Source organism: Calothrix sp. UHCC 0171, assembly GCF_034931845.1.
Lineage (GTDB): Bacteria > Cyanobacteriota > Cyanobacteriia > Cyanobacteriales > Nostocaceae > Brunnivagina.
This window is the reverse complement of record NZ_JAYGHN010000030.1, coordinates 1-20,943: the sequence shown is the minus strand read 5'-3', so window position 1 is coordinate 20,943 and position 20,943 is coordinate 1. Positions and strand designations below refer to the sequence as shown.

20 protein-coding genes are annotated in these 20,943 nt (G+C 38.0%); 9 read left to right on the top strand and 11 right to left on the bottom strand.

Translation table 11 applies throughout. The annotated features are described in order from the left end of the window. Positions 1-11: 11 nt before the first annotated feature. Complete coding sequence (locus VB733_RS19970; protein ID WP_323341809.1) at positions 12-1,322, bottom strand: ABC exporter membrane fusion protein; 1,311 nt, start codon at positions 1,320-1,322, stop codon at positions 12-14. A gap of 151 nt (positions 1,323-1,473) precedes the next feature. Here VB733_RS19970 and VB733_RS19965 point away from each other — a divergent pair, with 151 nt between their 5' ends. Then, positions 1,474-2,091: a TetR/AcrR family transcriptional regulator gene (locus VB733_RS19965; protein WP_323341857.1), complete on the top strand. Its 618-nt coding sequence runs from the start codon at positions 1,474-1,476 to the stop codon at positions 2,089-2,091. Between the two features lie 14 nt (positions 2,092-2,105). On the opposite strand, the gene VB733_RS19960 is transcribed toward VB733_RS19965, so the two are convergent. The 3 genes from VB733_RS19960 to VB733_RS19950 form a co-directional block, all read right to left on the bottom strand. After that, positions 2,106-3,155 (bottom strand): aromatic ring-hydroxylating dioxygenase subunit alpha, encoded by a 1,050-nt coding sequence (locus VB733_RS19960; RefSeq protein ID WP_323341808.1) that lies wholly within the window; start codon positions 3,153-3,155, stop codon positions 2,106-2,108. Between the two features lie 146 nt (positions 3,156-3,301). After that, positions 3,302-4,519, bottom strand: a complete 1,218-nt coding sequence (locus tag VB733_RS19955; protein WP_323341807.1) for an ATP-grasp domain-containing protein — start codon at positions 4,517-4,519, stop codon at positions 3,302-3,304. Between the two features lies 1 nt (position 4,520). Further along, positions 4,521-5,549 carry a beta-ketoacyl-ACP synthase III gene (locus tag VB733_RS19950; protein WP_323341806.1) on the bottom strand — a complete coding sequence of 343 codons (1,029 nt, stop codon included), beginning with the start codon at positions 5,547-5,549 and terminating at the stop codon, positions 4,521-4,523. 308 nt (positions 5,550-5,857) lie between these two features. Between VB733_RS19950 and VB733_RS19945 the strand changes: the two genes are divergently transcribed. Beyond that, positions 5,858-6,226 carry a pentapeptide repeat-containing protein gene (locus VB733_RS19945; RefSeq protein WP_323341805.1) on the top strand — a complete coding sequence of 123 codons (369 nt, stop codon included), beginning with the start codon at positions 5,858-5,860 and terminating at the stop codon, positions 6,224-6,226. Here VB733_RS19945 and VB733_RS19940 read toward each other — a convergent pair. The 4 genes from VB733_RS19940 to VB733_RS19925 form a co-directional block, all read right to left on the bottom strand. After that, positions 6,223-7,191, bottom strand: a complete 969-nt coding sequence (locus tag VB733_RS19940; protein WP_323341804.1) for a ribonuclease Z — start codon at positions 7,189-7,191, stop codon at positions 6,223-6,225. The two genes, VB733_RS19945 and VB733_RS19940, sit on opposite strands and share 4 nt — an antisense overlap. Before the next feature lie 236 nt (positions 7,192-7,427). Next, complete coding sequence (locus tag VB733_RS19935; RefSeq protein ID WP_323341803.1) at positions 7,428-7,847, bottom strand: hypothetical protein; 420 nt, start codon at positions 7,845-7,847, stop codon at positions 7,428-7,430. Positions 7,848-8,015: 168 nt separating this feature from the next. Further along, positions 8,016-9,356, bottom strand: coding sequence for a cytochrome P450 (locus tag VB733_RS19930; protein ID WP_323341802.1), 1,341 nt, complete (start codon positions 9,354-9,356; stop codon positions 8,016-8,018). A 163-nt stretch (positions 9,357-9,519) separates the two neighbouring features. Further along, positions 9,520-9,699: a hypothetical protein gene (locus VB733_RS19925; RefSeq protein WP_323341801.1), complete on the bottom strand. Its 180-nt coding sequence runs from the start codon at positions 9,697-9,699 to the stop codon at positions 9,520-9,522. Positions 9,700-9,751: 52 nt separating this feature from the next. On the opposite strand from VB733_RS19925, the gene VB733_RS19920 reads away from it, so the two are divergent. From VB733_RS19920 to VB733_RS19895, 6 genes are all read left to right on the top strand, one after another. Then, positions 9,752-10,939 carry a transposase gene (locus VB733_RS19920; RefSeq protein WP_323341800.1) on the top strand — a complete coding sequence of 396 codons (1,188 nt, stop codon included), beginning with the start codon at positions 9,752-9,754 and terminating at the stop codon, positions 10,937-10,939. A gap of 332 nt (positions 10,940-11,271) precedes the next feature. Then, positions 11,272-13,476, top strand: coding sequence for a phosphoketolase (locus VB733_RS19915; RefSeq protein ID WP_323341799.1), 2,205 nt, complete (start codon positions 11,272-11,274; stop codon positions 13,474-13,476). Between the two features lie 249 nt (positions 13,477-13,725). Beyond that, the gene (locus VB733_RS19910) at positions 13,726-14,172 is read left to right on the top strand and encodes a hypothetical protein (RefSeq protein ID WP_323341798.1); all 447 of its coding nucleotides are present in this window, start codon (positions 13,726-13,728) and stop codon (positions 14,170-14,172) included. Positions 14,173-14,238: 66 nt separating this feature from the next. Continuing rightward, positions 14,239-14,556 (top strand): hypothetical protein, encoded by a 318-nt coding sequence (locus VB733_RS19905; protein WP_323341797.1) that lies wholly within the window; start codon positions 14,239-14,241, stop codon positions 14,554-14,556. Positions 14,557-14,572: 16 nt separating this feature from the next. Next, positions 14,573-15,073 carry a hypothetical protein gene (locus tag VB733_RS19900; protein ID WP_323341796.1) on the top strand — a complete coding sequence of 167 codons (501 nt, stop codon included), beginning with the start codon at positions 14,573-14,575 and terminating at the stop codon, positions 15,071-15,073. 215 nt (positions 15,074-15,288) lie between these two features. Then, positions 15,289-15,990, top strand: a complete 702-nt coding sequence (locus VB733_RS19895) for a hypothetical protein (protein WP_323341795.1) — start codon at positions 15,289-15,291, stop codon at positions 15,988-15,990. Between the two features lie 70 nt (positions 15,991-16,060). Here the strand turns inward: VB733_RS19895 and VB733_RS19890 are convergent, their stop codons facing one another. After that, a complete protein-coding gene (locus tag VB733_RS19890) occupies positions 16,061-16,513 on the bottom strand; it encodes a DUF3592 domain-containing protein (RefSeq protein ID WP_323341794.1) in 453 nt (150 codons plus the stop codon). Between the two features lie 125 nt (positions 16,514-16,638). Then, positions 16,639-17,313 (bottom strand): hypothetical protein, encoded by a 675-nt coding sequence (locus VB733_RS19885; protein WP_323341793.1) that lies wholly within the window; start codon positions 17,311-17,313, stop codon positions 16,639-16,641. 229 nt (positions 17,314-17,542) lie between these two features. On the opposite strand from VB733_RS19885, the gene VB733_RS19880 reads away from it, so the two are divergent. Further along, positions 17,543-18,178, top strand: a complete 636-nt coding sequence (locus tag VB733_RS19880) for a peptidoglycan-binding domain-containing protein (protein WP_323341792.1) — start codon at positions 17,543-17,545, stop codon at positions 18,176-18,178. Positions 18,179-18,307: 129 nt separating this feature from the next. Here VB733_RS19880 and VB733_RS19875 read toward each other — a convergent pair whose 3' ends face one another. Continuing rightward, positions 18,308-20,608 carry a glycoside hydrolase family 65 protein gene (locus tag VB733_RS19875; protein ID WP_323341791.1) on the bottom strand — a complete coding sequence of 767 codons (2,301 nt, stop codon included), beginning with the start codon at positions 20,606-20,608 and terminating at the stop codon, positions 18,308-18,310. Positions 20,609-20,943 lie beyond the last annotated feature (335 nt).

Genomic DNA, 20,943 nt, shown 5'->3' with positions numbered 1-20,943 from the left:
CAAATCAACAACTAAATATCAATTACTGCTTGAATTTGCAGGTTAGTAAATTTGCCTGCTTGCTCACTAGAATCGTTATCTAAACGTACATGTACTTCCACAATACGTGAATCAATATTACTTGACGGGTCACTATTAATGATATTCTGACGTTGAACTTGATACCCAATCCAATCGACTGTTCCCTGCAATTCTTGTGGTAAAGAATCGCTAGTTATGCGTACTTTTTGCCCTTGTTTTACCTTACTCACATCACTTTGATAAACTTCGGCTACCGCATACATTTGATTTGTTTCCCCAAAATCGATAATCCCCTCATTGCCCACTGTTTCCCCGGCACGAGTGTTAATTTTTAAAACTCGTCCAGTCTTAGGGGCGCGGATGTATGCTAGTGCCAGTTCCGCACGAATGCGTTCTACTGTTGCTTGAGCGCTATTGATTTCTGCTTCTGCTGCTGCAATATCGGTAGGACGAACTTCGGCAGTTTGTGCTAATGTGCCTTGAGCTTGTTTAATCTGCTGTTGCATACTCCCAACTGTTTTGTTGAGATTGGCTTTTGCCTCTCTGATTTGTTGCTCTAAGGTGGCGATAGTACGGTTTTGAGTTGCTTGGCTTTCGAGAAGTTGCTGAGTTGAGGTTTCTGCGCTTAATCTGCGTCTATCGACTTCTTGGCTGGAAATTACCCCTTCCCTATATAAGTTTTCATAGCGTTGTACTTCTATTTGAGCATTGCGTCGTTCAGCTGCAATGCGGGCAACAGTGGCTTGTAAAGATTGTTTTTGTCCTTGCAGTTCGGCTGTGAGTCTGGCAATGGTGGCTTGTTGTGTATTTACGTCACCCGTTAATTCGGTTTGTAAACGGTTTATATCTGCACTGCGTGCTGCTAGTTCGCCTTTTTTCGCTCCTGCTTTGACTTGCTCTCGCTGGGCTTTGGCTACAGCCACTTTTCTTTCAGCCTCTTTTAAAGATGCTTGCAAACGATCGCGATTTTCCATAATTGCTATTATCTGTCCTTTGGTGACGCGATCGCCTTCTTTGACTAAAAGTTGTTCGACACGACTACCTTGATTGGAGGTGGGTGCGGATAACTTAATGACTTCACCCTGCGGCTCCAGTCTTCCCAAGGCAGTCACGGTTTTAATTTCCGGTACATTGACTACTGGTACTCGCTTTGGTGGAGCATTGGCAGTTCGCATTCGGTTGACTACAAAAATACCAATACCACCTACTAACAACGCCGCCACAATGAAAAAAATAGCAGATGGTGGACGCGAATTCGGTTGAGGTGCAGGAGATTCTTCTAATTTCGGAGTTGGCAGCATAACACCACTTGTGGTTAGATGACTAAACCGTTGGCTTTTGATTTTGTTTTATAATACAACTAAACTAAACCGACTAGTTTAGAATGTCAATTGAAAATAATTATAGTTATTGCAGCTATTACTCTATGTAATGGTGTAAGAAAAGTTAAAACTGGTACAGATAAAAGTGAGTGAAACAGAACGGGAAAGTACGGCAGAAAAAATTGAAAAAATCCTTACAGGAGCGATGCAGGAGTTTCTCAAGCATGGCTATGCGGGGACAAGTATGGATAAAGTGGCATCACGGGCAGGTGTGTCAAAAGCAACTGTATACAGTCACTTCAAAGATAAAGAAGGGTTATTTAAAGCACTTATACATCAGCTAGCAGAAGAAAAATTTCGGGATACCTTTGCAACTGTGCCATTGGAAGGAGAACCTGCGGTGGTGCTACGAATTGTCATCACTAAAGCCCTAAATAAAATGATAAGCGATCGTGAACACCAAGCGTTTGTGAGGGTATTAATTGGGGAGTCGGGGAGGTTTCCGGAACTAGCAAAGGCTTGGATTCATGACATTATGACACCGACGCTAGAAATTGTTGGCGAATATTTAGATAGGCACCCAGAGCTAAACATACCTGATACGGAAGCGACAGTAAGAATGGTGATTGGATCAATGGTACATTTTATGATGACTCAGGAAATGTTGTACGGTAAAGAAATTATACCAATGTCAAGCGATCGCATGGTAGATTGTTTAATGCACCATCTTTTGCAGGGAATCGATTAGCAACTCAGTTGAATTTAAATTTTTATAATGAGATTTTTCTTAAAAATTACATCTTTTATAATGAGATTGTTAGCATCACATAAAGACATTTTTTGCAAGTAGGAGATATGCGGTTTAATCAGATCAATTTCTGTGGAAGCAAAATCTTCTTCACCAAACTTTTTAATATTTCTGGCTTGTAATTCTAATATTTTTTTATCTTGCTGTACTCCTATATAGAATAGAGGGACTGCAATCAGTTTACCCAGCCATTTAGGTAAACCCCAGCGAAAAGTGACAACAGCATAAAATTTGGTTAAATTTTCAGAAATTGGTGTTAAAAATAGAGAAATAAATAATTTATATTCTTCTTTATTTGTACGATATTCCAGTTGAGCTATACTAGGTAAAATAAATCTACCAATCGAGACAATTTCTTGACATCCTGGAGCTAATAATTGATAGATTAATCCAGAAATATTTTGTTCTCCTAAATATATAGCTTCTACCATTTTGGCATTACGAGTAATTTGTACATTTACATTTTTACGGTTTTGATTTCTGATTAACCCAGCATGAACAAAGTGGGTATGAGTTGCATCTAAAAAATTTTCGGCAATATTAACAAAAGCAGCTTTAATTTCTTTTGTCTGCCAGTAAAATGTGGAAAAATTACATTGCTTAATCAATGGAAATTTAAAAGGCTGTGTTTTGGGTTCTTCATTCACTTGGCAATACACCCAAATAAAATTATCTTGTTCAATTACAGGATAAGAAATAGCGTTTAGTTTGTGATTATTTTTGCTATTATTTCTTACATTACATAATCCCGGAATTTCCTGACAAGTACCATCTGTATCAAATTTCCAGCCATGATATCTACAAATAATTTGGTTATCTCTCACCCATCCTTGAGATAAAGGTACATTTCGATGTGGGCATTTATCTAATAATGCAATCGGTTTTCTATTACTTCCTCGAAATAATACTAAAGGTATTTCTAAAATAGTTCTTGCAATTGGCTGATGTTTTAATTCACGCGAAGTACAAACAATATACCAATCACTATATATATAATTTTTCATTGTCTTCTATCTGATTTTTATCAAATATAATGCAAATTTGAATGATATGTGAGTTAGAAAAGTATTTTTAACCTCCCTATGAACTTATAATACAGAGAGGTGAGGTTTTTTTAATACTCTAAAAATTGATTTTGAATTCTGAATTATTAATTTTCTCTATCAATCATAAGTAGCTCTATATTTTCTCCATCCCATTCAATATCTTGCGTAGAAACTTGAATGAGACTTAAACCCGTTTTGAAACTCATTAATAATGATTGCCAGAGAATTATAAAAATACTGAAAAATGGCATCACATCAGATATGCGAAAAATAACATCTTTAGTGCTAAAAAATATCTTCAACCACTGACGGAATTGATGATATCTAATTGCATCAGGCAAGCCATAGACGAGCATAGCCATTGAAATCATAGCTCTTTGATACATTTGAGGTTGAATAATTTCGCTAGTTGTATTCAAAAAAGCTGTTTCTAATTTATCTGATACTTGAAAAAGATGAATTGCGCTAATTGCTCGTGGGTTACATTCTAAAGGATATAGAATATCATTAGCTTCGATAAAATCAAATGCAATTTGTCCAGTGAATTTTAGAGATTCCACAAATGTTTTTACCCATTGTAAAATTTGTGGATGATTTACAGCCTCAAAATATATACAGGAACCTTTGCCAGCAGTAAATACTGTTGGATATGCAGCATGTGCTGTAATTTTACCTTGGTGTACAATACTGTAACTACAATAATGTTTTCCTGAAATAAATTCTTGCACAACCCAAGTTTTATTTTTGCTAATTTGAATATGTTCTATTTCTTGAACACTTAATTGATAATTTTTTGGAGATAAAATATGTATGTTACTTGCAAAACGCGAATAAACTGGTTTGAGTATTAATTTATGGAAAGAATTTGATGATTGTAAAATATCAATTATTTCTGCCTTTGATTTCACTAGCCAAGTTTGTGGTGTCACTAAGTCTAATTTTTTAACTTGGCAAATAAATTCCCATTTATTATGTAATTGATTCAGTATATGGACTGTTTCTGCAAAAACTTGACAATATTTGTTTAGTTCTATAAGTCCATGGGAAATATAAAAAATTTCCTCACAAGTGGGAATTAATAAATGAATATTTTCCTGTTTAACTATTTCTAATAATGCTTGAATATAAGCGGTAGAATTATATCTGGGTTGAGGAACTAAAAAGTTTTTAAATACATATCTCGAATTCGTACATAGATGATGCTTGATACTATCAGCCACAAAAACTTGATAACCAGCAGTAGTAAAAAATCGCGCTAATTCTAAAGTAACTGGTGCGCGTCCTCCGGTAAGTAAGATATTATGAATTAATTTATTATTCAAATTAATATTCAAGAATTATTCCCCCCACAGAAAAACCTGCGGATGTCCCCAATAACATGATTTTATCACCACGTTGAATTTTATCCTGTGCGATCGCTTCATGCAATGCCATTGGTACTGATGCGGCAACTGCGTTACCATGATTATGGGCAATAATCATGACTTTTTCTGCGGGTATACCCAATTGTTTACTAAGTAAGCGCACTGCCATGAGACTGGCTTGGTGGGGAATTACCATTTTTAAATCAGCTATTTTTAATCCTGTTGGTGCTAATAATCTCTCAACAAATCCCGGCAAAATTTGTGACGATAAACGAAAAACAGCCCTTCCATCCATTCTAAATAAGAATTCTTCGGGATTTTTGCCATATTCACGAGGATGGTATTTATTTCCTCCTCCAATACATTCCGTCATATGTGCCCCTTTACTATAAGTTTCGATACATGAATTGATAATATGGGAACTAGTTTGAGGAGCATTATTATGTTTGTCATCATCCGATTCAGCAATAATTACTGCTGCTGCACCATCACCAAATAATGTTGAACTTTCTTTATCTTTCCAGTTGATTCCATAGCTAGAAACCTCAGTAGCGACTAACAAAACTCGCTTGTATCTACCTGCTGCAACTAAATAAGATATTGTATCCAAACCAGTAATAAAACTTAAGCAAGTTGAGTTAATATCAAATGCCGGAATTCCTAGATTAGTTGCACCTAGCTGTTCTTGAATTAAGGCAGCATTACAGGGAATTGCTTGTTCGGGAATTCCACTGGTACTGATAATACAGTCGATGTCTTGAATTGATAAACTGGCTTCTTCAAGAGCATTTTTGGCGGCAAATGCACCCATTAGCGATGCTGTTTCCCCATCAACAAAATGCCTTACTAATACACCTGATTTTTTCTCTATCCATTCAGCACTGACACCAATAGTTTTTCCTAATTCTGCTGCTGTAACTTTCTTTTTTGGTAGATATTTCCCGGTAGAGATAATTTTAATTTTTCGTTGATTTTCTGCTTGTTGCAAATCAATTACTCCTAACTAGTGATTAAAGTTGATTAAACTTAAACTCCGAGTCTATTAGATAACACAGTATGATACTAATTGTCTGTTAAAATTCTTTGTAAATTATTGAAAAAAGATATTGACAACTGGATAACTCATCTAATTATCTCCTCACACCTGCCAAAATCAGATGAATCGCTGATTACCCATGTTTTGCCAACATATCTTTACTTAATACTCGTAGCCAAGCAAAGCAAAAGAGAAATAAGACGAGAAATGAATGCTATTTTCGCTAGAATTTAAAGTAGAAAATCCAAAATCTCAAATTTATGGATACTGAGGAATTGATACGACGTTATGCTGCCGGAGAACGCAATTTCCCAGCAGTTGATTTAAGTCAAAAAAAATTAATTGCTGCTTATCTACCAGGAATTAATCTTTGGGGAGCAGATTTAACAGCAGCTAATTTAGCTCAAGCGAGATTATGGGGAGCTAATTTGAGTAATACAAATTTGGCACGGGCAAATTTGACACGAGCTAATTTGAGTGGAGCGAACTTGACGCAAGCTAATTTGCGTGGGGCACGGCTCCACTATACTAAGTTATACGGTGCAAACTTAACTGATGCAATCTACGATGCCAGCACGAAGTTTTCACGCGGTTTCGATCCGAAAAGTCACAAGATGCAAGTTTTTTAATTATTTGCCGAGCTTACCGCACTTAATTCTTTCGCCCGTCGCCGTGGCACTTCATAATTCATAAAGTCGTATGCCATTTCAGTTTTGGGAAAAATTGCTCGCGCTTCCTGCAATAAATCTTTGAGTTCGATCGCATTACCAGGGGCATAACGAGGGCTAAAATGGGTCATAATTAGCCGATGTGCCCCCGCTACCAAAGCAGTTTGGGCTGCCATTGTGGTGGTAGAATGCAAGCGTTGAAATGCCATTTCCGAGTCTTGGTGGGCGAAGGTGGCTTCATGGATGAGAACATCTGCATCCTCGGCTAATTCCACAGCAGTATCACAGTATACTGTATCCGTACAGTAGGCGATTTTACGACCGATTTCCGTTGGTCCACAAAGTTCGCTACCGTGAATTACTCGCCCATCATTGAGGGTAACAGTTTCCCCCCGTTTGAGCTGTCCGTAAACTCGACCAGGTGGTATCTGCATGGCTTTGGCTTTTTCGACATCAAAACGTCCGGTGCGGTCTTTTTCGACGATGCGGTAACCAAAGGCTGTAACCCGATGGTGCAATTGATTGCAAACTACGGTATATTCGTCATCCTCGTAAATTATACCAGGCTTGACTGTATGAACCTTAACTGGGTAAGAAAAATGGGTGTGGGAGTAACGAGAACAAGCTTGGAGATAGTCATTTAATCCTGCTGGTCCGTAGATATCAACTCTGTCTACATTCCCAGCCAAGCCGCAACTAGCAAGCAATCCCATTAAACCAAAAATGTGGTCGCCATGCATGTGGGTGATAAAAATCCGGGACAGTTGGCTGACCTTGAGTTCGCTTCTGAGTATTTGATGCTGCGTGCCCTCACCGCAATCCAACAGCCATAATTCTGCCCTTTGAGATAGCCTCAGGGCAACACTTGACACATTGCGCGATCGCGTGGGTACACCGGAACTCGTCCCTAGAAATGTTATCTGCACAGCCTTCTATCTGCCTTTTGTTTGCTCAATTATCACCTTCTCTTCTATATAGTGGCATGGAAAGGGAAGAGGTAGAGAATATAAAATTTGAGAATCTGAACTTACTATCTCTAAAAAATCAAGGTACAAATACTGCACCCTGGGAAGAATATGATATGGATACTATCAACAATACTTAGTATTCATAACTAAATATCATTATTTTCAACTATTGATTCCGAATTAAGGTTTAAGTTTTAGGAAACTCGTACATTTTTCAGGCGATCGCGAATGGCGACGAGTTGATTTTGATTATTAATGGGACCTCGCGGTGCTGGTATTTCAGTATTGGGCCAGCCAATTAAGTCGTGGCAGGTACATACTAATGGAGGCATACCAATATTTCGCATGGGCACTGGCATATCACATCGCGCACAAGGATGCATTTCCCATTCTGCTTGCAGCAGTTCGCCAATTGTTTGATGTGTTCCTTCCAGGTGATAATTGCTAGCATTGGTGATGATTTTTTGCCAGCATTCTTCAAACTCTTGACTATAGCGATCGCTCGTGAAAATCTCATGAGGTAAAATTGTTGCCACCCCATCATTAGTTACAACTTTTTTGCCAAGTTGAAACCAATAAGCTAAATAGTTTTTAACATCTTGTGTTGTTGCCATACAACAATTGTAGATACTCAAGCCCAGATTTTTATTTGAGAATGTTAAATATTTTCTTAAGAATATTCACTAAAAGTTGAGAAATATTAAGCTTAGGGATTAAGTATGGGAGATTAGAAAAATATAGAAATTATTTCTGTATCTGTTTCTATATCTCCCCATTTCTTGTCACCTTTTGCCTTTAACCATCAAATTAATCTGTTGATTTGGTCCTGTAACTAATCCACGCCGTTGCGGTTTGACATCTTGTTTTGTAACTAATTCTAAATCTAATTTTGAGAGAATTGTAGTTAAGACAATTTTCATTTCAAATAAGGCAAAGACATTGCCAATACAACGTCTGACACCTCCACCAAAAGGTAAAAATTCGTATGGTGAAAATTGCCGTTCCAAAAATCTTTCTGGTTTAAATATCTGCGGTTCTGGATATATATCCGGGCGTTGATGAGTTAGATAAATCGAACCCATTAAAATTGTCCCTGGTTCTAAATCATAACCGCACAAATTCACAGCTTCTTTTACCTCCCTAGGAAAAGTGAGCATTCCCACAGGATAAATTCGCAAGGTTTCATTACAAACAGCATTTAAATAAGGTAGTTTATGAATAGTATTGATATCAAATTCATCACCCAAATTCTGCAATTCTTCGAGTAATTTATAGCGAACAGAAGGAAACTTATGTATCCAATATAAAGCCCAAGTTAAAGCAGTTGCTGTAGTTTCATGCCCTGCCGTTAATAAAGTCATTAACTCATCCCGCAGTTCTTCATCTGTCATGGCTTCACCATTTTCATCTCGCGCCGCCATCAGCAAACTTAAAATATCAGTACGTGAAGCATCAAAATTTTGCCGACGTTCTCTAATTTCCGCATATATTAATTGATTCGCATATTCTCGGCGACGCAAAAAAGTACCCCAAGGTGTCAACTTACCTAAATCGCGTTGCAATGCCGGATAATAAAGAAACAGTGTTCGTAAAGGTGAATTTGCGCCAGCATCCATGATCGCACTGAGAACCCTTTCCAATTCCTGGGCGCGATCGCCTGCGTACAACCCAAACACAGCCTGCATTATCACCCGCAATGTTATTTGCTGCATCACAGAGCGTACACAAAAGGTTTTATTTTCCTGACAAGATTGAATAATTTCTTCAGTAATATTACGGATTGTTTTTGCATGGCTCTGCATCATTTCACCATGAAATGCTGGTGTTAACAATTGCCTCTGTCGTTTGTGTGCTTCCCCAGCAATTGTAATCACAGAATTCTTACCCAGCAAAGATTCAAACTGCTTATTCCAATCACTCGGTGCTGAAAATTCTTTAGTATCGCCAGTTAATATCTGCTGTAAAGCCTGGGGATTACTCACAATCACAATTGGTATAGTTAGATTCAGGGTAAAAATATCCCCATAGCGCTTTGCACAGGCTGTCATCAACGACATGGGAATCGCAACCCACTGAAGCATTTGTGCGATCGCAGGACTTTGGGGACCATTTGGAAGTTTCATAGTTGAAGAAGAAAGGTTTTCCGGCTTTTCTTCTGTTTTGCCATTTAAACCTCTCAACAAACATTAAATTTTGTTGCAACAATAAAATATTAGTGCTAATTGATGCATGTAGAAAACGTTTATTTATTTTTACCGAAAAAATTGGGTCTAAAGCCCCGTCCTTCTAGGACGGCTTTTTATTGATTAATTCATCAACATAATCTCTAAGTTTATCCTGCCAGTCTGGAATATTTTTCAATGATTCCTTTTGTCCGACACGTCCTTTAAAGCATATTGGATTTTTATCGAGAGAACATTCTTTTTCTGGTTTCCATCGGTATTGATGATTTTTTTGGAAAGGCATATAATATCTTATCTATAGTGGTATACTAGTTATATCACACAAACAGAAAGCCATGAAAGCCAGGTATCAATATCGTTTCTATCCTACAGACCAACAACAACGGAGTTTAGCTCAGTTGTTTGGTTGCGTCCGTGTAGTTTGGAATGATGCTCTGGCTCTCTGTAAACAGTCAGAAAAGCTGCCAAGTAATAACGATTTGCAAAAATTAGTAATTACCCAAGCCAAAAAGACTGATGAACGTATTTGGTTGTCCGAGGTTTCCAGTGTCCCCTTGCAACAGTCAGTTGCCGACTTGGGAGTAGCTTATAAAAACTTTTTCGACTCTTTAAAAGGAAAACGCAAAGGAAAGAAAGTAGGTAGTCCAAAGTTTAAAAAGAAAATTAATCAGCAATCAGCACGGTTTGTAAAGACAGGTTTCTCAATTCAAGGCTCTCATGTCTATCTAGCCAAAATTGGTAATGTTAGACCTATTTGGTCTAGAGAATTACCATCATCGCCTAGTTCTGTAACAGTAATCAAGGATTGTGCTAACCGCTATTTTCTTAGCTTTGTTGTAGAGGTTGAACCAATCAATATTGATGCTAAAAACCAAAGTATTGGTATTGATTTAGGGATAAAAACTTTTGCTTTTATGAGCAATGGGGAGAAAGCGGAAAGCCCCGATTACTCAAAGAAAGACCGCAAAATTCGTAAACTACAACGCAAGATAGCGAGGCAACAAAAAGACTCACGGCGTAGAGATAGGACTAGAATTAAAATTGCAAAGCTGCACAACAAAAAAGCAGATACTCGCAAAGACTTTCTACACAAACTATCCACCAAAATCGTTAGCGAAAATCAAGCTATTGTTTTGGAAGACTTGAATGTGTCAGGAATGGTTAAAAACCGCAGGCTTTCTAGAGCTATCAGCATTCAAGGATGGAGAGAATTTAGAACATTGTGTGAAGGCAAATCTGAGAAGCTTAATCGTGATTTTCACGTGATAAGTCGATGGGAACCTACAAGCCAAGTTTGTTCTGAGTGCGGTTATAAATGGGGTAAGCTTGATTTGAAAGTTCGGAAGCTTCAGTGTTTAAATTGTGGCACTGAACACGACCGAGACGAAAATGCAGCAAAAAATATAAACAAAGTCGGGATAGGGCATTGCCACGACTCTAAACGGACGCGGAGACAGAGTAAGACTACTTCGGTAGCGTCAGTCAGTGAAGCGTCAAGAATCACCGCTCCTTTAGGACGGTGAGTATGTCAACCTTAGGTAGTTCACCAAAGTAACTTTACAGGGACAAAAATCTCCGCGTCTCCCTCTCTCCGAGTCAGTCTCAACCGTCAATTCTGGGTTGGCGAACCCCTAGGTTTACTTATAGTTTGCTTGTGAAAAACAAATAAATCTCTATGGTCGGGAAGTTGTAAAATTTTTGTTAAATTGAACAAGCATTGTCATTCATGTAAATTTTAGATTTTTAACGGTTTTAACCCAAGCCCAGCCAAGTTTTTAGCCGTTAACATCACCAATCTAAAACCAAATGGGAAATCAAGGCTCTATCCGTACAGCATATTTTTAAGGTACTTAGCATGACAGCAACAACCCCAAAACAAACTTCAGCAGTTCCCGATTTTTGTGAAGGAATCCAATATTTTGGGGAACCTCTGCCGGAATTTGATAGGTATGGAAAAGAAAGCGTAGTAGCTAATGGGACTGTGAATCCTCAAGAAGATGCCGCAGTATATCAAACTATTCTCTATGCCGATGCATTGCGCTATCTGACTCTACAAATTACTGGCAGTAAAGCTTCCGGGCATCCCGGTGGATTTGCCAGCCAAGCAGAGGCGTATGCAGCACTTGTCATGCTCGGTCACAAAAATATTATTACCGAAGTTGGACACCACGCCCCTGGATTTTATAGTGCCATGTTCTTAGACCGATCGCTCGAAGACATGGGTATATCCACAGTACAACAATTACGCGATCGCTTCCGCGAAAAACACGGGCTTTTGGGACATCTTTCTGGTTACATTCCTGGTATTCTCGCACCCGCAGGTCCCTTAGGACAAGGACAACACTTCGCAATGTCCGCAGCACTACTCCACCGTGACAAACTCTTCCCCTTCACCGTTGGGGATGGCGGTTTAGGTGAACCCTACATCATGAGTGGCATGGCGCATTTCCATACAGCATACCCGGAAGTGACAAATTTCTTGCCAGTCTTGGTGTGGAATGGATTTAGCCAAGAACACCACAGCATGGTGTCCACCAAAACCAACGCAGAGATGATTGCCTATTGGCAAGGTAATGGTTTTGACGAAGTTATCTTAGTTGATGCCAAAGACTTCGACGACAAAAACCAACCTGGTGATTATGTAGATAGCACCGCCTTCTCAATTCCCAAGAGAATGGAATTTACCAAAGCAATATTAACGGGAGTCGATAGAGCCGCGAAATCTGCATTAGGTGGCAAACTCACCGTGTTTATCATTAAACAACTCAAAGGTGCAGGGGTACATGCACGCGGAGCCAAATCCCATAACCTCTATCCGAAAGATACCCTCGACGCACCACATATTATTGAAGCATTAAAGGCGATCGCATTACCTGCCGCCGCTTGGCAATTGGTACGCACAAACCTGGAAACAGCAGGTGGTGGTTCCGCATCAAAAACAGCCGTCACCGAATTTGTTTTACCCTTAGCTGACATTGGTAAATTACCTTTGGAAGAATATGCAGTTGGAGGAGAAGCAAAAGTTTCCACCACCGCGATGGGCAGATTAGTCGGTTATGTCGGACAAAAAGACAAAAACTTCATTGTCACCAACGCAGACGGAAATGAAGCATCGGGGATTGCCAATATCAACCAAGCTTTGAAAATCAACCACCCTGTCCAAGATGATTTGTATAATCAAGCACCAGGCGGACAAGTTTACGAACCCCTCAGCGAAGACGCATGTGCGGGTTTAGCAGCCGGTTTAGCCTTAATGGGTGCGAGAACATTATGGTGTTCCTACGAGTCCTTTGCCATCAATGGATTACCCATATGGCAAACCGTTACCCAAGCAATGGCAGAATTACGTCGTCCCACACCTTCGACAATTACCTTATATACCGCCGGAGCATTAGAGCAAGGGCGCAATGGTTGGACTCACCAACGTCCGGAAATTGAAGCTTACTTTGCTGCAATGATGCGAAATGGGAATGTTTTTCCTGTTTTCCCACCCGATGCCAACAGTATTCAAGTTTGTTATGACTGGGCATTAACTACTAAGAATAAGGGAATTGTGATTACTGCCAGCAAGTCGCCTTTGGCGATTAGAACTACTTTTGCTCAGACAAGAGAAGGTTTAGAAAATGGTGCGGTAATTCTTCAAGAAACCCCTGGAAGTAAAACAGTAGTTTTTGCAGTTATTGGTGACATTACATTAGTTCCTGTTTACGAAGCTGTTCAAAAATTACAAGAGCAAGGCATAGGAAGTCGCATAGTTTCTGTAATTAATCCTCGTCGTTTATATCGTGCTAGTGATGTCGCTTGGGACACTTGTTCGGAAGCTGACGGTGGATTTATGAATGATGCTAAATTCAATGAATTGTTTGCTGGGGATGCCTTAATTGGTGTTACAGGTGGTGCATCTGCGATGTTAGAGCCTGTAATGTTGAGAAGTAATTGTCAGCGTGATACTTTTGCTTGGAAGCGTGGGGAAACTACCGCAAGTGCAGGTGAATTGATGGCTTTTAATGGTTTGACTGCTGATGCTTTGGTGAACCGGGGAATGAGTTTGCTGGGGTAGTAATTCACTAAATAATCTATATCTATTTCCTCACCTAGATTTATTCTGGGTGGGGTTTGTCATTCATGGAAAAATCTGCATACAGTTTTGTAGATTGGGTGGAACAAAGTGAAACCCAACTATATTTTAAGTAAAATTTAAATTATCTGTTAAAAATTCAGTGTTAATACTGCTATTTATTATAAACAACCAGAATCATAATAGTAAACGATAACAAAATAAAATATTATAAGATAATGGCAGTAGAAAATGTCTACTCAACCTACGAAAACAGAAAATCTGAGAATTATCAAAACTAGACTGAAAACCAGCAATTTACCCAACAAAATTATACAACTTTCCGCAGGCACGATCACAATACTTGCACAAAAGCCGGAGTTAGACCCCGTAATTCAAATTATTATTGATCAAAATAACACGATCAAAGCAAGTAATGGTCGTCGTCTTGCGGCAGAAAACAAAGCTGATTCCCTCCAAGCAAAGCTTTTAGAGTTCTTAAATCCTTCCAAAAGTGAGATTATTCAGCTTTGGAGTAAACTTTTCGGCAAAGTGACAAAAGATGATGATGGAATTCTGGACGAACTAGGTGCAGTCTCAAAAGAATCTGTTAGAGAAGATTTAGAAGTAGCAGAAAAAATAATTGAAGATGCAACTGATATAGCTCAACAATATAAAAATAAATATGGACAGCTATAGCTTGCTGGATAATGTCTGAATCAAAATATAGAAATAATCATCAACAAAACATAATTAGCTAATCAAATGAATAGGAAAAAACAATTAGATGGACTTAATTACAAGCAATTCCAAAAGAGAAATTCAGATAAATTTAATTCACTCAGTCAAAATAGTAAAAAGTTAGCTCGTCAGGAGGGATATAAAAATATCGGTTGGGCAAATATTCGTCAATCTTGGAACATCTTGCAAAGGATGACTATTTTATTGCCAGTAGATTTCATAGAATTTGCCATCAATAAGGCAGAAAAATGCTATGAACAAGCAAAACAGAAGGGAGACTTACTAGAAATACTGGAATCAGGAAAAAAAGTAATTCAATCAATAAAAATTAAGTATCAGTAGTTGTAATTAGAATTCTATGAAATATATATTAGTAGATTTATATCCCAGTTGGGAGATTATTCTTGCAGATTTATCTGATTTATTTAGCTTTCAATATAAAAAAGCTAATACAAATATAAGCAGTTTTGGTAAACTTCAAAATAGCTATATAATTTTAGATATATCTTATGCCCGTAAGGCAGACTTAGATGATTACATAATTAATAGTAAAGTCGGTGCATCTGAATATGCAAGGGCTTCCGTACTATACTCTTTATATGCTTGTCGTTATCTAATTGTGGATGATATCCAATATCCAAACTATCAAGACTGGCAGAATAAATATGGCTTAAGTATAGATCATAGCTTGCCTAGACGTTGGTTTCCTCGTTTAACATTTGATTGTACTAACTGGAAGCCAATGTCAAAAAAAGATAACCAAGATAAAAAAGATGAATTTTTAGAAGAAGGTGTAGAAAGACTAGAATGGCTATCTACAAAAATATTAGATATAAAGTCTAAATACTTATCTGATTAGTATTAATTTTAGTTGGGTGAAATGAAGTAGAAACCAGCATTATATTTTGGGTAAACAATAAATTTTAATCTTGGGTAACGGTGTAAAGTTTATATTTCCATCTACATAAAATCTTTCGTGCGTCTAACCCAACCTACCTTGCTATGTTAAAGGAACACAAAAAATATCTTCTACGTCATCACAGATTAAATCTTATTGTTACTTGTTAAACTAGCATGAAAATTAATTTTGGTCATACATTAATTAATTCAGTTTTATATTTAAGTTTATCTTTGAGTACAACTTTAACAATAACATTCAATCAAACTGCGATCGCCAGAAAAATTCCCTCAAAAAATAGTAGTCAAAGTATTCAGGTTTTCAAACCTAATGAACTAGCTAAGTTGCAGAAAAAGATGAAAGAGGAAATGCAAGCAACACTAGACTTAGCTGGCTTAGGTAAGATTATTAAACCTCCTATTTTTGACGCTAATCTGAAAACTTACCGCGCCCAATGGTCTAAAGTTAATCCCGAAATCGCACCCTTTCTCGGCTATTGGATGAATAATTGGGAAATGTTTCAACCTGCTGTAACGATGGTTGTTTTCCCATCGACTGTGAAAGGGCAGGTTTGTATGATTGAATATCAAGACAATCAAAGTTATATTATCTATCCAGGTGAACCTCGTCCACCTAACCCAATACCACGATTTTCTACCCTGAAGATTAATCGGGGACAAGGACAACAGGGTAAGTTGCGATTACATAAATCTCTGATTAGTAAAAATAATGTTGTTGGGGATATGGAATTTTTGGGAATTGCGATTGGTAAACAGAATTTGCAATTATATGCTTCCAATGGTATTCCGAAGTTAGATTCTTCTCTGCCAACTGAGGTTATCCAAAAATTCAAAACGAATCAATGTAGAGAGAAGTAGTTATAAATAGTTTAATTTTTTTAGTTTTTGAATTGAGTATAGTCAAGGTAAAATATTCCGCGCCACCAGATTAATTTCGACGCAAAAACCTTCTCAATAATGGAATCAAGCCAATCAATATCAAAATTGTACCGATGCCAGTAAATATGGAAGGCAAAAACCATGAGTTGAAGCGAGAGTGAATTGATGCTACTTCTATTAGTTTAGGATTATAGATGACTTCGACTTTTTGACCTTTTTTATATGCTGGTGGGTTGCTACTGGAAGCATCTTCAAATACTAATGGTTCCTCATTAATAGGTGTATATTGCACTATCGGATGGTAATTTGTTACAGAAATACCATCTTCATCTTTATATGTATATTGCACGTAATCGATTACAGTTCCTTGTGTAATCAGAGAATTACGAATATGTGAGTTAATATTAACTCCAATAATTATACCTGCGATCGCAAATACACTACCAATGCCAATAAATAATGAAGTAAACAACCGAAAAAACATTAAATCATCTTTCTTCATCGAATATCGCCTTTAATTCAGTTTAATCTCGTAGTTCATCAAAAAAATGACCAACAACTAGATTAGAATAGATAAAATATTGCTTGCTGATGTATAATCAAGTGCGATCGCACTTTAATTTTAACCTAGCGAACTAATTCCATTTTCTCGATAATTTGCTGTTGACGAGTTTTTCCACAAGGTTCGGCACTTTGACAATCGTTTACATTTGCTAATCCATAAGTAAAACGTACTTTCTTATTTAAGTATGCTTTTTCCTGTTCACAAATACCAAAATCAGCACCAAGTTCGTGCTGTTTTCCTTTTTCGTCCACAATCGACACATAACACAGCAAATCACCGTTTGTAATTCTTTTCACTGTGCCAATTTTTGGTAGAGTTGTACTTGTTCCAACTTTAGCGCCAATAACTTCCATTTTAGAAACCAGATTTACTCTTTGCTTTTTGTTGCAGGGTACTCTGCCTTGACATTGGGGACTGTCGATATTGGTTAATTTATAAGTTAAGCGGACTTTTTTATTCAAGTAAGTTTTCTCTTGTCCACAAAAGCGAAAGTCTCCGTAAAGATTATAGGATTTACCTTTGTCATCAACGAGGGTTACATAACATGCTAAGTCGCCGTTGACAAGTTTTTTAACCGTACCAACTGTTGGTAATGTGGATTTCTTTTTACTAGCTTTGACTGATGCTGCTGTGGCGACATCAAGATGCGATTTGACGGCGAAGCTGGTTGAATGAATCGAACTGATAACCATTAAGGAACAAGCAGTAGAGGCAATAATTCGGATTAAACTCTTCATCGGTATATACTAATTATTTGCTGTTATAAATCTATTATTACTGCCGTACAAATTTATGCAACAAGTGAACTAATGTAGTATTGCCAATGTGTGAGGTACATCATCTCCAAGAGACTCACTGGCAGGATTAGAAGGTTATTTGTTGTACAGCCCTGCTCTGCGGCAAGGAGATTTATCAAAAAAATTACTAAATTTGATGCTTGTGTTTGCGGAATTAATAATCTAGAGAGTGATTCTAAATACAGATACACAGAATACAAATAAATTTTACAGTCCTAAAGTATTAAAGGAGAAACAAATGAACGCTACTTCTACCGTGCTAAAAGAAGGTTCTAGAGGACAGGAAGTTGTCAAACTGCAAGAAGGTTTGAAAAAACTCAATTTTTATGCGGGTGCGATTGATGGAATTTTTGGTGCTGCCACCAAAGATGCTGTCATTAGATTTCAACGTTCTCATGGATTAGTCGCTGATGGAATTGTTGGTGCCAAAACTTGGTCTAAATTAAATGAATTGCTAGGAAATAATATGTCTAAAAATAAATGGCGCAAGATGACACCTCAACAAGAGGTAGATGAAATTAAATCATTAATTAATAGTCGTATGGGAGTAGCTGCTCTAAATCAAGTAGCACTAGAAAACTTTATTGGTTTTGATTGTACTCGCAGATTTTATATTAATGATGAATTTGGTGGTTTTCAAACTTTGATGCGAATTAAATGCAGCACCCCAAGAGGAGCTTCTAGCGCTATTGGTTATCATGAAATTCGCGTTACATTTAATCGTTTTGAAAGCAATATTGAAAATTTTGAAATTGAGCGGGTTTCCGAAGAAACAGGTGCTCCAAAATTTGAATTACCAGAATAATGAGTAATTAATAAAATATAGGTTTGTAGTTGTACTTTAACAGCAAATACTGATTGCATGGGTAAAGCATAACTACAAGCCTAATTATTCTACTCATAATTATTTTGCAGCACAGAAACAGACAACGCATCAATTCTGAAATTGAGAAACAGTCAGAGAAAGAGAATTTGTTGCTGGTTCTTGGCTAATATCTGCCGAGGTTAAATCAAATTCGTAGTCATGATTTTGCCACGTTAATTTGAATTTGAGTCGCTGCCAACTTGGGGGAAGATTGGGACAAGCTAGGGGACCAAATTTAGTCATGCGAATCCCCGCAAAGCCAAATATCACAGCCTGCCAAACTCCTCCCGCAGTTGCTGCATGAATGCCTTCGTGGGCATTTTTGCGTGTGTCTGCTAAGTCCACTAATGCTGATTGTAAAAAGCGGTTGTAGGCTTCCTCTGGCTGGTTTAACTCACAAGCTAGAATTGCATGAATTGCTGGACCTAGGGAAGAACCGTAACTATGATCGGTGCGACAGTGATAATAATTCCAGTTAGCTAGTAGGGTTTTGTGGTTGTAGTGGAGATTTGACGATACTTGCGGAGAGACACTCCGTAATAAGTACAACATCATCAACACATCTGGTTGCTTGAGGATTTGCTTTTGATTTGTGCTTTCAATTCCTAGCAGCGCTTGCATTGATTTGGTGCGGGGTTCATAGTCTGCCAAATTGATATCTTCTAAATCAAAGAATCCCTCAAATTGTTCAATTAAACCAGTTTCAGCATCTTGATTCACAAATAAACGCTGGGCAATTTCTGTCCATCGATCGCGTCTAATATCTGTTAAGCTTAATTTTTGTGTAAGTTCAGTAGCAGTGTCGGGATAATTTGTCGTTAACCATTCCCATATTTGCAATGCAGTCTGTAAATGCCACCTCACCATAATATTCGTAAAGGCATTATTATTAACCCGATCATGGTTTTCATCGGGTCCAACTACATCCAGGATATCGTAACCGCAACGCTCTTGATTCCATTCGACGCGACTTTCCCAAAAAACCGCAGTATCGAGAATGATTTCCGCTCCACGCGATCGCATCCAATCATTATCGCCTGTGGCTTGCCAATATTGCCAGACTCCATAGGCAACATCAGTATTGATATGAACTTCGATATCTCCGCACCAAATACGGACGATTTCACCTGTGGAGGTTTCCACCCAACGTGGTGTCACTTCATCTCCGGTATCAGCACTTTCCCACGCATACATCGCACCCCGATATCCGGCTTCTAAGGCTTTACGTCTTGCTCCTGGTAGGGTGTGATAGCGATATGCAAGCAGATTGCGTGCTAATTGCGGTTGTGTGAAGGTTAAAAAGGGCATGATGAAAATATCAGTGTCCCAAAAAATATGCCCGCGATATGCGTATCCTGAGAGGGTTTTGGGGGGAATGCTGACTCTTTCGTCTTGGCGAGGTGTGGCTGCCAGAAGTTGAAATAAACTGAAGCGAACGCTAAGTTGTGCTTGGATGTCTCCTTCAATCACAATATCGCTATTTTGCCAAACTTGTTCCCAGGCGGCGATATGTGCAGCGAGTAAGTGTGCAAAGTTGGGTGCTGTGGATAATTTCTCCACTGCCGACTCTAGAGGATTTTCGCTTTCCCGCGAGGTAAATATAGTTGTAATTTTCTCTAAGGATATGCTTTTTCCCGGTACACAGGTGAAGTTTTTAGTTAATTTCTTCTCTGATGTGGGAGTGGAATTGTTATTTGCAATTTCTCCGGGAATTTCTTCTGCAAGTGTTAGCTTGGTAGCCATACCCAATTGAATCCCAGAATTAATAGTCCGACTATGTAAGCCAATAATATTGTTACTAATCTTGTGATTTATGGTTTGCCAGTGTTTGATACCTTGAGTTGTGGTATTCTCATCCAAACTAGTTGTAACTGAAATATCACAAATCGCATCAATGGCTGTAATTTCACAACGAATAGCGACAATATGCTGTTCCGCTAAACTAGCAAAACGCTGAAAGTGTAAATCTATTGTATGCCCTTTGGGCGATCGCCAGCGAATATCCCGACTCAATAAACCTAAACGCATATCTAAGCTACGTTTATAGTTGATGATTTTTCCTGTATCTAACTGGAAAGTCTCTCCGGCAATTGTGATGTTTAAATTTAACCAATTTGGAACATTCACAAGTTCGGTTGTGACAACAGCGACATCATCATAAACCCCATGAATAAAGGTGGCTGGATTTTCATCTAAGTAACCTTCCTCAAATGTTCCACGTGTCCCTAAATAGCCATTACCAATAGTAAATACTGTTTCTTGATGATGTAAGTGTGCTGCGTTAAAAATCGCTTCGGAAATATTCCATTCTGTCGCATCTGTAAGCTGTAAATTAATCAGGGAATCAAGATTAAGAAAGTTATTGTTCATGAGTATAAGCCTACAAAAATATTGTTGGAAATAAAAATCAAAAGTGAAAATTTCAGTCAAAAAATACAAAAGAAAGTCATTGGCTAATTATTTTTCTCTGCCAAATCAAACAGATATATATATATATAAATGGCACAGGAGTAAGAATACAGAATATCTTCTCGATGAATCCATTTAATTTTGAAAAAGTTAGTATTTGTAGAGAGAGCAAGTTAACAATATCTAAATTGTCTGTGCAAAAACCTATAATCTTGTCAGTACGGTTATCTCTTCGCTTTTACCCTACTGGCAGGCTTGCCCACAACATCACGCAATTTAAATGTAAAACAGCTTAT

Excerpts from the sequence above, each read along its gene's own strand:
- VB733_RS19970 (WP_323341809.1), bottom strand. The coding sequence starts at position 1,322 with ATGCTGCCAACTCCGAAATTAGAAGAATCTCCTGCACCTCAACCGAAT.
- VB733_RS19960 (WP_323341808.1), bottom strand. The coding sequence starts at position 3,155 with ATGAAAAATTATATATATAGTGATTGGTATATTGTTTGTACTTCGCGT.
- VB733_RS19945 (WP_323341805.1), top strand. The coding sequence starts at position 5,858 with ATGGATACTGAGGAATTGATACGACGTTATGCTGCCGGAGAACGCAAT.
- VB733_RS19935 (WP_323341803.1), bottom strand. The coding sequence starts at position 7,847 with ATGGCAACAACACAAGATGTTAAAAACTATTTAGCTTATTGGTTTCAA.
- VB733_RS19930 (WP_323341802.1), bottom strand. The coding sequence starts at position 9,356 with ATGAAACTTCCAAATGGTCCCCAAAGTCCTGCGATCGCACAAATGCTT.
- VB733_RS19925 (WP_323341801.1), bottom strand. The coding sequence starts at position 9,699 with ATGCCTTTCCAAAAAAATCATCAATACCGATGGAAACCAGAAAAAGAA.
- VB733_RS19920 (WP_323341800.1), top strand. The coding sequence starts at position 9,752 with ATGAAAGCCAGGTATCAATATCGTTTCTATCCTACAGACCAACAACAA.
- VB733_RS19915 (WP_323341799.1), top strand. The coding sequence starts at position 11,272 with ATGACAGCAACAACCCCAAAACAAACTTCAGCAGTTCCCGATTTTTGT.
- VB733_RS19910 (WP_323341798.1), top strand. The coding sequence starts at position 13,726 with ATGTCTACTCAACCTACGAAAACAGAAAATCTGAGAATTATCAAAACT.
- VB733_RS19905 (WP_323341797.1), top strand. The coding sequence starts at position 14,239 with ATGAATAGGAAAAAACAATTAGATGGACTTAATTACAAGCAATTCCAA.
- VB733_RS19900 (WP_323341796.1), top strand. The coding sequence starts at position 14,573 with ATGAAATATATATTAGTAGATTTATATCCCAGTTGGGAGATTATTCTT.
- VB733_RS19895 (WP_323341795.1), top strand. The coding sequence starts at position 15,289 with ATGAAAATTAATTTTGGTCATACATTAATTAATTCAGTTTTATATTTA.
- VB733_RS19890 (WP_323341794.1), bottom strand. The coding sequence starts at position 16,513 with ATGAAGAAAGATGATTTAATGTTTTTTCGGTTGTTTACTTCATTATTT.
- VB733_RS19885 (WP_323341793.1), bottom strand. The coding sequence starts at position 17,313 with ATGAAGAGTTTAATCCGAATTATTGCCTCTACTGCTTGTTCCTTAATG.
- VB733_RS19875 (WP_323341791.1), bottom strand. The coding sequence starts at position 20,608 with ATGAACAATAACTTTCTTAATCTTGATTCCCTGATTAATTTACAGCTT.